The organism is Mycobacterium neumannii (genome assembly GCF_002245615.1).
In the GTDB taxonomy this organism is placed as follows: domain Bacteria; phylum Actinomycetota; class Actinomycetes; order Mycobacteriales; family Mycobacteriaceae; genus Mycobacterium; species Mycobacterium neumannii_A.
Map to the genome: position 1 here is coordinate 386036 of NZ_NKCO01000003.1, position 12701 is coordinate 398736.

A 12701-nucleotide genomic window follows, 5' to 3' on the forward strand; every position below is an offset into this window, starting at 1 on the left:
GCCCACACCGGTGATCTCGTAGCATTCGGGGTACACGGCCACCCGTTCGAGACACCGCAGGAATCGACATCGACTTCACCAGGCTCAGGTATTTCGTCGCCGTCGCCGACGAACTGCACTTCAAGCGGGCCGCTGACAAGTTGATGATCACACCGCCCCCGCTGAGCAAGCAGATCAAACTCCTCGAGAAGGAGCTCGGCGGGCCGTTGTTCGAACGCGGCTACCACGACGTGCGGCTGAGCCCGCTCGGTGAACGCCTGATTGGCCCGGCCCGCGAAATCCTGCGACAGATCGAGGAGTTCAAAGCCACTGCGAAGCAGAGTGTGCAGGGTTCGGCGCCGCTTCGGCTGAGCGCCACCGCCTACGCTCCTTCCGACCTGCTCGCCCAACTGGAGACGGTGCTGGCCGGCCTGCCCGGGCCGACGGAGTTCCGCGTTCCGGGTTCGGGCACCGAGGTCACCGCCACGCTGATCGCCGGACAGGCCGAACTAGGTTTGATCCACCTGCCCGCCGGTGACAAACGCCTGCGCCACAAGGTGGTGGCCAGCTACCAGGGTGCGGTCGCGGTGCGGTTCGACGACCCCCTGGCCGCCAAAGACCTTGTGACGATCGACGAGTTGCGTGATCGGGAGGTCGTGATCGACTTCGCCCGGCCCAACCCGGTAGTGCTGGCCGGATTGACCCGACAACTCAACAGCCGCGGCATCCACCGTGTCGTGCGCACGACGAACCAGCGCGGTGGCGAACTCGAGATGGCCACCCAGGTATTCAACCGGCATCTCGTTGCGCTGGTGAGTTACGCACCCGACTCGTTCATCGGCAAGATGTTCTCCCCGCCGGAGTTCAAGCTGATCCCGATCGATGAAACCAATTGGCCCCCAGCGCGTATCGCGCTCGCTTGGGCGCCCGAACGGCTGCGGAGCAGGCTCGCCGAAGTCGAGTTGGCCGCCGAGCAGATCGCCGAACGGCTGGGGCCGGTGCATCGCGGTGCCTGAGGGTTCGCTCACCGACATCGCCAAAGAGCTCGGCGCCGACCCCGACGAGCTGTTCGCGTCTTTTGCCGCCTGGGCCGAGGAGAACGGGACCGTTCTGTATCCGGCGCAGGAGGAGGCGCTGATCGAGTTGGTCAGCGGCGCCAACGTCATCCTGGCGACGCCGACCGGTTCGGGCAAGTCGCTGGTGGCCACGGGCGCGCTGTTCGCAGCGCTGGCGGGAAACCGGCGCAGCTACTACACCGCCCCGATCAAGGCGCTGGTCAGCGAGAAGTTCTTCGCGCTGTGCGAGGTTTTCGGCGCGGCCAACGTCGGCATGCTGACCGGTGACGCCGCGGTCAACGCCGAGGCGCCGATCATCACCTGCACGGCCGAAGTACTGGCCAACATCGCGCTGCGCGAGGGCTCCGACGCGGACATCGAGCTGGTGGTGATGGACGAGTTCCATTTCTACGGCGATCCGGACCGCGGATGGGCGTGGCAGGTTCCGCTGCTGGAGCTGCCGAAGGCACCGTTCCTGCTGATGTCAGCGACACTGGGCGACGTCTCCTTCCTGCGCGAGGACCTCACCCGGCGCACCGGCCGGCCAACGGCACTCGTCGCCAACGCCGAACGCCCGGTGCCGCTGTATTTTTCGTATGCGACCACCCCGATGCACGAGACGATCGGCGATCTGCTCGAGACCGGGCAGGCCCCGATCTACGTCGTGCACTTCACCCAGGCCTCGGCGCTGGAGCGCGCGCAGGCGCTGATGAGCGTCAACGTCAGCACCAAGGAGGAGAAGGCCGAAATTCGCGAGATGATCGGCGCGTTCCAATTCTCGACGGCGTTCGGCACGACGCTATCGCGGCTGGTACGACACGGCATCGGTGTGCACCATGCCGGGATGCTGCCGAAATACCGGCGGCTGGTCGAACAATTGGCGCAGGCCGGTCTTCTCAAGGTGATCTGCGGCACCGATACATTGGGCGTCGGCATCAACGTGCCGATCCGCACGGTGGTGTTCTCCGCGCTGTCGAAGTACGACGGTGTGCGCACGAGGTTGCTCAACGCGCGCGAGTTCCATCAGATCGCCGGCCGGGCCGGGCGCGCCGGTTACGACACCGCGGGCACCGTCGTTGTCCAGGCCCCCGACCACGAGGTGGAGAACCTCAAGCAGTTCGCCAAGGTCGCCGACGACCCCAAGAAGCGCCGAAAGCTGGTGCGCCGCAAGATGCCCGAGGGCATGGTGCCGTGGGGCGAGTCGACGATGAAGCGGCTGATCGAGGCCACCCCCGAACCGCTGACCAGCAACATGCGGGTGTCGACGGCGATGCTGCTCGACGTCGTCGACCGTCCCGGGGATCCGTTCGAGGCAATGCGCCGGCTGCTGACCGACAACCACGAGCCACGCAAACGGCAGCTGCGGCACATTCGCGAAGCCGTCGGTATCGCGCGGTCGCTGCTGCAGGCCGGTGTGGTGGAGCGCCTCGACGAGCCCGGCCCCGACGGGCGCCGATACCGGCTGACCGTCGACCTGCCGCCGAACTTCGCGCTGTATCAACCGTTGTCGACCTTCGCACTGGCCGCCGTCGATGTGCTCGATCCGGATGCGGATACCTTTGCACTGGATGTGGTCTCGGTGATCGAGGCGACCTTGGAGGATCCGCGCCAGATCCTGGCAGCGCAGCTGAACAAGGCCCGAGGCGAAGCCGTCGCAGCGACGAAGGCCGAGGGTATCGAGTACGACGAACGCATCGAACTGCTCGACGACATCACCTACCCCAAGCCGCTCGAGGAGATGCTCGAGCACACCTTCGAGATGTACCTGCAGAGCAACCCGTGGGCCGCCGACGCGCGGCTGTCCCCGAAATCGGTGGTGCGCGAGATGTGGGAACGCGCCATGACGTTCCGCGAATACGTCAGCGAGTACGGCCTGACCCGCGCTGAGGGTGCAGTGCTGCGCTACCTGTCCGATGCATACAAGGCGCTGCGGTCGGGGGTACCCGCCACGGCCAGGACCGAAGAACTCACCGATATCGTCGAGTGGCTCGGTGAGCTTGTCCGCCAGGTGGATTCGAGCCTGCTCGACGAGTGGGAGCAGCTGACCAGCCCCGACCAACCGCACGACACGCCGGTGGCGGTGCCGGCACCGCCGCGCCCGCTGACCGGCAACCAGCGTGCGTTCACGGCGATGGTGCGCAACGCGTTGTTCCGCCGCGTGCAGTTGTTTGCCCGGCAACGCTGGGACGAACTCGGCGCGCTGGACGGCGGTTCGGGTTGGACGGCGCAGCGCTGGGAGCAGGTCGGCGACGACTACTTCGGCGAGCACGACGACGTCGGCACCGGCGCCGACGCTCGCGGTCCGGCGCTGCTGATCATTGACCGCGCACCCGAGGTGTGGCGAGTGCGACAGATCTTCGACGACCCTGCGGGCGACCACGACTGGGGCTTCACCGCCGAGGTCGACCTTGCGGCCTCCGACGAGGCCGGCGCGGTGGTGCTGCGGGTCATCGACGCAGGCCGGTTCGACTAAGCGGCGCGCTGTGCTTCACGGTGCGATCGGGGCGCGCAGCCACCCCGGTACCGCGGACGCGAGCGCCGTTCGGCATGGCGACGATTACCGCCAGCCCCTCGGGGGTACCAAGACGGGCATGACATCTCCGAACGAGAATGTAACGCCCGAACCGACCGAGAAGGCCGAAGACGTGCTGTCTCCCGCCACTCCAGGCGCCGAAGGGCTGCCGCTGCCCGATGAGGCCGTGGACAAGCCGTCGGAGGGCTGAACGGGCGCCTCGGTCAACCGCATGGAATCAGTGCCGGCACCGCCGCGTTGTGTCGGTTCATGGCCGTTGACGATCTTTTCCAGCCGTTCACCGTCCGCTCGCTGACCGTTCCTAACCGGTTCGCGATGGCGCCGATGACTCGACAGGCGTCGCCCCATGGAGTTCCCGGCCCCGACGTGGTCGAGTACTACCGTCGACGAGCGGCGGGCGGAGTCGGGCTGATCATCACCGAGGGGATCCGGTTGCCGGACCCGGCCGCCGGATATCCGTCCAGCATCCCCACGATCGCGGGCGACGAGGTGCTCGCCGGCTGGCGGCGTGTCGTCGGCGCGGTCCACCGGGAGGGCGGCACGGTCGCCGCGCAGTTGTGGCACCAGGGCGTGCAGCGCGACGACACCGACGGTGTGGTGCCCGTCGGCCCCTCGGGTGTCGACGGGCACGGTCGCCCGCGAGGCCGGGCACTGGAAAGCCGTGAACTCGGACGTCTCGCCGACCTGTACGCACAAAGCGCGACGAATGCCCGGGAAGTGGGATTCGACGCGATCGAGCTCCACGGCGCCCACGGCTACCTGCTCGACGAATTCTTCTGGACCCGAACCAATTTGCGCACTGACGAATACGGCGGTTCGCTGGGTGCGCGGACGCGGTTCCCCGCCGAGGTGGTTGCCGCTGTGCGCGAGGCGGTCGGCCCGGATTTCCCGATCATCTTCCGCTTCTCGCAGTGGAAGGGCACCGACTACACCGCCTCCATCGCCGACGACCCCACCGAGCTCCAGGAGCTGCTAAGCCCCTTGGTCGACGCCGGCGTCGATGTGCTGCATCCGTCTACCCGCCGGCACTACGTGCCCGCCTTCGGTGATTACGACCGCGAGTTGAGTCTCGCCGGGTGGACGAAGAAGGTCACCGGCCTGCCTGTGATTGCGGTCGGCTCGGTCGGCTTGGAGACCCAGTTCCGCAGTGAGAAACGGGGCGAGGTGATCCAGCCGGCCCCCGTCGACCGCCTTGTCGAGCAGTTCGACGCCGACGAGTTCGACATCGTCGCGATCGGCCGGGCGCTTCTTGCCGACCCCGGCTGGGTGAATCGGTTGCGGCACGGCGAACTCGACGGGTTCTCCGGATACGACCCCGAGACCGCGCTGGCGAAGCTCGCCTGAGCTGTGCCGCACGCCAATGTCACCGAGAAAGCGCGCTGATCGCCGCTTGGAGCTTGCTTCCGACTTCCTCGGCGATCGGTTTGAGCGAGGGCTCCTCGGTGACGTCCACGAGCAACTGCGGATTCATCGCCTCGACGAGGGTGGTTTCCGGGTCCTCTGGATCACTGCGCACCACGACGTTGCACGGCAGCAGTAGACCGATCTGACGTTGCGCATTGATCGCCCGGTGCGCCAGCGGCGGGTTACATGCGCCGAGGATGAGGTAGCTTTCCATGTCCTCACCGAGCTTGTTCTTCAGCGTCGCTTTCACGTCGATCTCGGTGAGAACGCCGAATCCCTGATCGGCCAGCGCCTCACGCGTTCGGGCGACGGCATCGTCGAACGAGGTCTTCAGGCTGGTGGCCAAAGCGATGCTCATGATGACTCCTTTCGTCGATCGTGAATTGTCAGGCCAAGGCCAGGAAGAGCTTCTCGAGTTCCTCCTCGGTCATTGGCCTCTCATTGCCCTCTTGGTCGCCGGTCATGCATTCGCGCAGACCCGTCGCGACGATCTTGAAGCCGGCGCGATCGAGCGCTCGCGATACCGCCGCGAGTTGCGTGACGACGTCCTTACATTCTCGGCCCTGCTCGATCATTGCGATCACACCGGCAAGTTGTCCCTGCGCACGCCGCAACCGGTTGAGCACAGCGGCAATGGCTTCCTGGTCGCCAACCATGGTTCTCCCTTCCACCTCCATCTGAATGGTACCCCCGGGGGTATTTGCACTATAGGTACCCCCTGGGGTATCCTCATTATATACCCCAGGGGGTATATGGCCAGTTTTTCCGCGACCCGGGAGGAGAGAAGGATGATCCTCGAGCAGTACTACATCGAATGCCTGTCACACGCGTCGTACCTGATCGGCGATGAGTCGACCGGACGCGCGATCGTCGTCGACCCGCGCCGAGATATCACCGAATACCTCGCCGATGCGCGTAGGCACGGGCTGACGATCGAGGGCGTGATCAACACCCACTTCCACGCGGATTTCGTGTCCGGCCACCTCGAACTCGTCGATGCGACCGGCGCCTGGATCGGCTTCGGTGAGATCGCCGAAACCGAGTATCCGATCCGCAGGCTGGCCGATGGAGAGCGCCTGTCACTGGGTCAGGTCGACTTGGAAATCCTGTCGACGCCTGGCCACACTTGGGAGTCGATCAGTGTGCTGGTTCGCGAAAATGCGGATTCCGAGCCTTCGGCCGTGCTGACAGGCGACTCGCTGTTCATCGGCGACGTCGGCAGACCGGATCTGGTCAACATCGGTGACAGCTCGACGGAGGACTTGGCCCGAGCGATGTTCCACACGATCCATGACAAGCTGATGAAACTGCCCGACCACGTATTGGTGATGCCGGCCCACGGCGCCGGTTCGTCGTGCGGCAAGAATCTATCCGCGGAACTAACCTCGACAATCGGCGAGCAGCGGGTGAGTAACCCCTCGGTACAGCCGATGAGCGAAGAGGCCTTCGTTTCGATGATCACCCACGGTCAGCCCGCCGCGCCGGCATATTTCGCGTCGGATGCCACGATGAACAAGCGGGTCCACCCGCTGCTGGAGCAGGGGCGCACGGTCCCCGAGATGAGTCCGGAGCACATCCGGGCCGCGCTCGAAACGGGCGTGCGTGTGGTGGATGCGCGCGGCGTCGATGATTTCGCCGCAGGACACCTACGAGGGTCGGTCAACGTCGGCTTCGACGGCCGATTCGCCGAAACCGTTGGGATGGTCACCGCAGTGGGTGACAAGATCGTCCTGATCACCTACCCCGGAGAAGAGCAGCAGGCCGCGCTGAGGCTGGCCCGTATCGGCTCGGACAATGCCATCGGATATTTCAATGTCGGTCGCAACGGACAATTCCCTGCAGAGCTGATGGATCTGGTCCAGTCTGCACCTCGGACCACGGTTGCCGAGCTCGACGAGATGTTGGCCGTGAAGGACGTGACGCTGATGGACATTCGTAACCCCGGCGAGCGCGAAGCCGGAGCCATTCCCGGCTCGATCCCAATTCCCCTGGCGCAGTTGGGGAACCGAATGAGTGAAGTGCCAACTGACAAACCGGTGGTTGTGCACTGTGCGGGTGGCTGGCGTTCGAGTGTGGCAGCGTCCTTGCTGCGCGCCAACGGATTTCGACAGGTATCCGACCTGATGGGCGGATACAACGCTTGGCTCGATGCCCGCGCCACCCTCTGAGACGTCTCGTCCGAAAGGAGATATGCGCATGTGTTACGCCGTTCGTTGCCCGTCCTGCGGTAAGACGACGTGGGACGGCTGCGGTCAGCACGTCGACGACGTGATGCGGTCGGTGCCGGTTGCGCAGCAATGCCGCTGTCGACGGACGACCGAACCGCCGTCCCGCCGCGCCGGCGGGTTGTGGCGTCGCCGGTAGCCGGGTACTGCACAGCTCATGGCATTGGTAATAGGCCTGGCTCTCGGCGCGCTGATCGGCGTGCTGTTGGGACTGCTCGGCGGCGGCGGGTCGATCCTCGCCGTCCCAGCGCTGGTCTACGGGGTGGGTCTCGGTATCGAAGAGGCCATCCCGATCTCGCTGGTCGTCGTCGCCTCGGCTTCGGCCGTCGGCGTGCTGCCGAAGATTCGCGCCCGACAGGTTCGGTGGCGCATGGCCGGCATCTTTGCGGCGGCCGGCATCCCGGCAACTGTTCTCGGCAGTGCCGTCAGCAGACACCTGCCCGAATCGGCGCTGCTAATCGGGTTCGCCGTCGTGATGGTGGTCGCCGGTGTCCGCATGCTGGCAGATCAGGAAAACACCGGCACAGCATGTGAGGTTCGCGCCGGCCAGGTCAATTGGCGTCGATGCGCGCCGCGATCGATCGGGGCCGGCCTAGTCGTCGGTCTGTTAACCGGACTGTTCGGCGTGGGTGGCGGCTTCCTCATCATTCCGGCACTAGTAGTGGTGCTCGGCGTCGAAATGTCCACGGCCATCGGCACTTCGTTGCTGATAATCGTGGCCAACTCGCTAGCCGGTATCTTCTCGCACCTCCACGGCACGAGTGTCGACTGGTCGCTGACTGCTGCATTCGTCGCCGCCGCGATGGCCGCCTCACTGCTCGCCGGATACTTCGGCACCAAGGTCGACACCGACCGCCTGCAGCGCTGGTTCGCCTACCTCGTCTTCGTCGTCGCCGCGTTCGTACTCGTCGACACGATTTTCTTACGTTGACTCCACAAGGAGATTCCCCATGGACATTTCGATAATCGAAACCTCCGGCCTCGGTGACCGCAGTTACCTGGTCAGCCACGGCGATGTCGCCGTGGCGATCGATCCGCAGCGCGATATCGACCGGATGCTCACTCTCGCGGATGACCGCAAGGTCCGCATCACCCACGTGTTGGAAACGCACCTGCATAACGACTATCTGACCGGCGGACTCGAACTGTCGCGCACCGTCGGCGCCGAGTACGTCGTGCCCGCAGGAGACGAAGTGAAGTACTCCCGCCGCGCCGTCAGCGATGGTGAGGTGATCGACGCCGGACCGATCCGGTTGGAGGCGATGCACACCCCGGGGCACACTCACCATCACGTGAGCTATGTGCTTCGTGACGAATCCGATGCGGTTCGCGGCGTCTTCACCGGAGGATCGATGCTGTTCGGCACGACCGGTCGCACCGACCTGATCGGTGCGGACGACACCGAGGAACTCACCCGCGCGCAGTATCACTCGGTGCGCAAGATCGCCGCAAGCGTGCCCGCCGACACACCGGTGTACCCGACCCACGGTTTCGGCAGCTTCTGTTCGGCCACACCGGCGTCTGGCGACGAATCGACTGTCGGCGAGCAACGGCGCACCAATCCTGCTCTCACACAAGATGAGCAAAGCTTCGTCGACGAACTGCTGGCCGGGCTTTCGGCCTACCCCGCGTACTACGCGCACATGGGCGTGATCAACAGCGAGGGCCCGGCCCCGGTGGATCTGACGCCACCCGAGCCTGTCGACCCCAACGAACTGCGCCGCCGCCTGGAGAAGGGCGAGTGGGTGGTCGACTTGCGTAGCCGGACCGCGTTCGCAGCCGGGCATCTGCAGGGGGCGTTCGGTTTCGAGCTGTCGGGCTCCTTTGTCAGCTACTTCGGGTGGCTGTACGACTGGGGCGCACCGGTGACCCTTATCGGTGGCTCTCCCGAGCAGATTGCCGACGCCAGACGCGAACTGGTGCGTATCGGGGTAGACCGACTGACGGGCGCCGCCACCGGGGACATCGACCAGTTGCGCGACGGAAGTCCGCTCCGCTCATACCCGGTCTCCGATTTTCGCCGCCTGGCCGAGCATCGCCGAACGGAGGCTGTGGCGGTGCTCGATGTACGGCAGAGCCACGAATACGAGTCCGAGCACATCCCAGGAGCCGTCAACATACCGCTGCACGAATTACCGAAGCGTCTCGACGAGGTTCCTTCCTCGACCGTATGGGTGCACTGCGCATCCGGCTATCGGTCCTCGATCGCGACGTCGATCCTCGACCGCGCCGGTCATGACGTCGTCCTCATCGATGACGACTTCGACAACGCCGCAGATCTTTGCCTCACCGCTCCGCCGCAGCCATAGGGTTCGATCCTGACCCGAACGGGCATGTACGGCTTACCGATCGAAGCCGAAGGAGCCCTCATGGTCAGCCAGACTGCCGACCGCCGATCCACCTCGACAGTTCTGTTGGCGCTTGCTGTGGCCCTGGCCACTGCGGCCACGCTCGTCGTCAACTACCTCGCCAACGGCCTGCCGATCAACGGCCAGACCACCGGCGACGTCACCCGTCGCTTCGAGGTGTACTTCGTCCCCGCCGGATACGTCTTCTCCATCTGGAGCTTGATCTACCTCGGGCTGATCGCCTACACCGTCTATCTCGGCGTGACGCTCGCGCAGCGACGCGACGATAGCGGCGCCGCACGCGCCATCGCTCCCTGGTACCTGCTGACCGCGGCGGCCAACTGCTGCTGGCTGTTCGCGTGGCACCACAACCAGTTCCCGCTGAGCATGCTGGTGATGGTCGTGCTGCTGGTCGCTTTGATCGTCATCTACCGCCTGCAGGCCTCCCGGCCACCCACCTCGACGCTGGAGCGGTGGACGGTGCACATCCCGTTCCGGGTGTACCTGGGCTGGATATCGGTCGCGACGATTGCCAACGCGACGATCACCCTCGACGACGCCGGCTGGTCCGGGTTCGGGCTCTCCGAACCGACCTGGGGCGCCATCATGGTCGTGGTGGCGGCCGCGCTCGGAGTGGTGATGAACCTGCGCCACCGCGACATCGCCTACGGGCTGGTGATCATCTGGGCGCTGATCGGCATCGCGGTGCGGCTGAGCGAAACCACGCCGGTCCTGATCGCCTCGCTGGCGGGCGCGGCGGCGGTGGGGATCGCCGTCGCGATGAGCGCGCGCTACCTTACGCAGTCACCGAGGGGATCCGCGAAAAGCCGCACGTTCGAAGGCTAGTCGTCTGAGACTGAGATATGCCGGATCTGAGCCCACGACCACCGAACGCGCCCACCGCGTTTCGCTACCCAGGGCTCACCGGCCGCCGCGCGCGTCTGCGAAATGTGGTGAAGCGAGTCGCCGGTGTAGATCTACTTCCCTCCGACGACACCGCACGGGCATTCATCGCCGGCCTCAGCGAGGGCGACCCCGTCGCCGAACGTTTCGTCGCCGAGACCTACCACGGTGAGCTCGGCGCTCGGAAGGCCCGCGATCTGGTCGAGAAGGCGCAGCGGGAAGGTATCGACAACGTCCCCGAGGCGCCCGAGTCGATGCGTGCGCTGTTCGAGGAATTCGAGCAACTCCCTGCGTGGGTCGACCCGGACCTCGTCGAGGAAGGCGCGGCGGTCTGGCGCCGGTGGGCTTACGCACTGGGCGCGCTCGGCAACGCCGGTACCAACGACACCTACACCGAGGGCTGGCTGGCGGTGCCACTGTCCCTCTCCGGCGGTTACGCGGGCCAGCGCGCCCTGCACCGGTATCTGGAAACATCGCGCTGGTGGATCGAGGTCTGCCGTCCCGGCGCCATCCTGACCCCAGGATCGTTGGGGCGCAACATTTCTCTGCATGTGCGCATCATGCATGTCAGCGTCCGCGACCGCGTCAGGCAGCACCCGGAGTGGGACGCCGAACGCTGGGGTCTGCCGATCAGCCAGTCCGCCATGCTTCTCACGCTGTTGGGTGGAAGTGTGGCTCCGGCGTTGGGCCTTTTCCTTCTCGGTCACCTCACCTCTGCGCGAGAGATGCGCGCCGTTCTGCATTTCAACCGCTACTGCGGCTACCTCGTCGGTGTGCGATGCGACGGCTACTTCCCTGAGACCGTCGCCGATGCGTGGCGCATCCTGTTCATGTGTGACGCGGCGCGCAGCTACGACAGCGCGGAGAGCGGTACCGAACTGGTTCAGTCCTTCGTTCCCGCGTTCGCACCCGCCGCGACGCACCGCGGCCTGCAGCGGCTTCGCGCCGAGTACCACTACCGCCTACAAGCGGGATACCTCGGGCTGTACATGTTGCCGTGGAATCGGCGCCGCTACCGCCTACCGTCGGCGCTGCCGGGAATGCTGCTGTTACTGAGCCGCTTTCCGCTGATCCTCGCGCTGGAGATCGCGCGGCGATTGTCGTCGAAGGTGGACCGTTGGTGGCAGCGGAGCAATCTCCAGCGGTGGGAAAACTGGCTGCAATGGAAATCCGACGGCAAGGCAGCGGCTTTCGAGGCTGCGGTGCCCCTGCGCCGCTGATCACGCCCGCTGATCACGCCCGCGACGCTGATCCCTCGTCCACGATCATGCCCGCGACGAAACCAACGACGGACTGCCCACACCGATGGTGATCAGTGGCGCCGCGGCGGGGTCGAGCCACGTCAGCAGCGTGCGCATCTCGTCGCGCCCGATGGCCACACACCCCCACGTCGGGTTTCCATCGGTCACATGGAGGAAGATGCCCGAGACCCGTCCGGGTATGCGTTGCGGGTTCACCGTGATGTTGACCGCATAGTCGTAGACGGGCCCGGAATCGTAGAGGTTCTCCGCGATCGATGACGGTTTGTTCGGACCCCGCACATGGGTGTTGTACGTAGGTGACGAGGCGTCCTCGTCCCACCAGTCCTGGTTCGTGGTCTGGAAGTACGGCATCTTGGTGCCCGGATTGGCCTGGCGGCCGAAGGCCTGATCGAACGTGAAGGTCCCCACCGGCGTGCGGTGGACACCGTCAGCGGGTGCACCGACACCGACCGCGCCGACTTTCGCGGGTGTCGGTCCCAGGACGGGCTTCCATTGCTGTCCGGTCCGTTGAAAGGCGGTGAGAGTGCCCGAGGTGGCGTCCGCGGTGGGCACGCCGACGACAATCCACTGCGTCGTCCGCGCGGTCGCGGCTGCGGGTTGTGCCGACGCGGGCCCTGCAAGCGGTACGCACAGGAGCGCAGCACCAAGGTACGCCAGTGCTTTTCGCAGTTTCACGGGATACCTCGGAACCGGACTCGAACGTCGAATGCAGAATCCGGACAGCGTATCCGTGTCAAGCTGTCCAGTACGGTGTGCGAAACCTGTTCGCGGCCAATATGAGACCGTGTCGCGATCCACTCGACCGGTGAGGCGGTGATCCGGTGATCCGGTGATGGCGCGATGCCGCGCCCATACGTAAGCCCAGGTACGAATCGCGTTGTGGGCCGGCCTGTTCGACGGTCAGTTGGTGGGCGGTGGTGGTTGGGGTTGGAAGGGTTCGTACCAGCGCCATTGGGCGGGTTCGCCGAGGGCTGGCTCTTACACTCATAGGA

General features: G+C 65.5%; 12 protein-coding genes. 9 read left to right on the forward strand and 3 right to left on the reverse strand.

The window, feature by feature from the left end; all coding sequences use genetic code 11:
* Positions 1–62: 62 nt before the first annotated feature.
* The 4 genes from CEX88_RS06410 (at position 63) to CEX88_RS06425 (ending at position 4911) form a co-directional block, all read left to right on the forward strand.
* Positions 63–995 carry a LysR family transcriptional regulator gene (locus CEX88_RS06410; RefSeq protein ID WP_094292808.1) on the forward strand — a complete coding sequence of 311 codons (933 nt, stop codon included), beginning with the start codon at positions 63–65 and terminating at the stop codon, positions 993–995.
* Entirely contained in the window at positions 988–3507 is a 2520-nt protein-coding gene (locus CEX88_RS06415) for a DEAD/DEAH box helicase (protein ID WP_202931386.1), read from the forward strand. The genes CEX88_RS06410 and CEX88_RS06415 overlap by 8 nt, the downstream gene beginning before the upstream one ends.
* A gap of 118 nt (positions 3508–3625) precedes the next feature.
* Entirely contained in the window at positions 3626–3757 is a 132-nt protein-coding gene (locus tag CEX88_RS26495) for a hypothetical protein (RefSeq protein ID WP_255361627.1), read from the forward strand.
* 59 nt (positions 3758–3816) lie between these two features.
* Entirely contained in the window at positions 3817–4911 is a 1095-nt protein-coding gene (locus tag CEX88_RS06425) for an NADH:flavin oxidoreductase (RefSeq protein WP_068202061.1), read from the forward strand.
* 19 nt (positions 4912–4930) lie between these two features.
* On the opposite strand, the gene CEX88_RS06430 is transcribed toward CEX88_RS06425, so the two are convergent.
* Positions 4931–5329 carry a DUF302 domain-containing protein gene (locus tag CEX88_RS06430; RefSeq protein WP_066846303.1) on the reverse strand — a complete coding sequence of 133 codons (399 nt, stop codon included), beginning with the start codon at positions 5327–5329 and terminating at the stop codon, positions 4931–4933.
* A gap of 28 nt (positions 5330–5357) precedes the next feature.
* Positions 5358–5627 (reverse strand): metal-sensitive transcriptional regulator, encoded by a 270-nt coding sequence (locus tag CEX88_RS06435; RefSeq protein WP_064396248.1) that lies wholly within the window; start codon positions 5625–5627, stop codon positions 5358–5360.
* Positions 5628–5759: 132 nt separating this feature from the next.
* Between CEX88_RS06435 and CEX88_RS06440 the strand changes: the two genes are divergently transcribed.
* The 5 genes from CEX88_RS06440 to CEX88_RS06460 all read left to right on the forward strand — a co-directional run bounded on the left by CEX88_RS06440 (position 5760) and on the right by CEX88_RS06460 (position 11667).
* Complete coding sequence (locus CEX88_RS06440; RefSeq protein ID WP_094292810.1) at positions 5760–7139, forward strand: MBL fold metallo-hydrolase; 1380 nt, start codon at positions 5760–5762, stop codon at positions 7137–7139.
* A 214-nt stretch (positions 7140–7353) separates the two neighbouring features.
* Positions 7354–8127 carry a sulfite exporter TauE/SafE family protein gene (locus CEX88_RS06445; protein ID WP_066846299.1) on the forward strand — a complete coding sequence of 258 codons (774 nt, stop codon included), beginning with the start codon at positions 7354–7356 and terminating at the stop codon, positions 8125–8127.
* A gap of 19 nt (positions 8128–8146) precedes the next feature.
* The gene (locus CEX88_RS06450; protein ID WP_094292811.1) at positions 8147–9505 is read left to right on the forward strand and encodes an MBL fold metallo-hydrolase; all 1359 of its coding nucleotides are present in this window, start codon (positions 8147–8149) and stop codon (positions 9503–9505) included.
* A 60-nt stretch (positions 9506–9565) separates the two neighbouring features.
* Positions 9566–10390 carry a tryptophan-rich sensory protein gene (locus CEX88_RS06455; protein WP_094292859.1) on the forward strand — a complete coding sequence of 275 codons (825 nt, stop codon included), beginning with the start codon at positions 9566–9568 and terminating at the stop codon, positions 10388–10390.
* Between the two features lie 17 nt (positions 10391–10407).
* Positions 10408–11667 carry an oxygenase MpaB family protein gene (locus tag CEX88_RS06460; protein ID WP_094292812.1) on the forward strand — a complete coding sequence of 420 codons (1260 nt, stop codon included), beginning with the start codon at positions 10408–10410 and terminating at the stop codon, positions 11665–11667.
* Between the two features lie 45 nt (positions 11668–11712).
* On the opposite strand, the gene CEX88_RS06465 is transcribed toward CEX88_RS06460, so the two are convergent.
* On the reverse strand, positions 11713–12261 hold the full coding sequence (locus CEX88_RS06465; RefSeq protein WP_238381968.1) for a L,D-transpeptidase family protein: 549 nt from the start codon (positions 12259–12261) through the stop codon (positions 11713–11715).
* Positions 12262–12701: the final 440 nt, after the last annotated feature.

Bases quoted from the DNA above. Each gene is read 5' to 3' on its own strand.
- CEX88_RS26495 (WP_255361627.1), top strand. From the start codon at position 3,626: ATGACATCTCCGAACGAGAATGTAACGCCCGAACCGACCGAGAAGGCC.
- CEX88_RS06425 (WP_068202061.1), top strand. From the start codon at position 3,817: ATGGCCGTTGACGATCTTTTCCAGCCGTTCACCGTCCGCTCGCTGACC.
- CEX88_RS06430 (WP_066846303.1), bottom strand. From the start codon at position 5,329: ATGAGCATCGCTTTGGCCACCAGCCTGAAGACCTCGTTCGACGATGCC.
- CEX88_RS06435 (WP_064396248.1), bottom strand. From the start codon at position 5,627: ATGGTTGGCGACCAGGAAGCCATTGCCGCTGTGCTCAACCGGTTGCGG.
- CEX88_RS06440 (WP_094292810.1), top strand. From the start codon at position 5,760: ATGATCCTCGAGCAGTACTACATCGAATGCCTGTCACACGCGTCGTAC.
- CEX88_RS06445 (WP_066846299.1), top strand. From the start codon at position 7,354: ATGGCATTGGTAATAGGCCTGGCTCTCGGCGCGCTGATCGGCGTGCTG.
- CEX88_RS06450 (WP_094292811.1), top strand. From the start codon at position 8,147: ATGGACATTTCGATAATCGAAACCTCCGGCCTCGGTGACCGCAGTTAC.
- CEX88_RS06455 (WP_094292859.1), top strand. From the start codon at position 9,566: ATGGTCAGCCAGACTGCCGACCGCCGATCCACCTCGACAGTTCTGTTG.
- CEX88_RS06460 (WP_094292812.1), top strand. From the start codon at position 10,408: ATGCCGGATCTGAGCCCACGACCACCGAACGCGCCCACCGCGTTTCGC.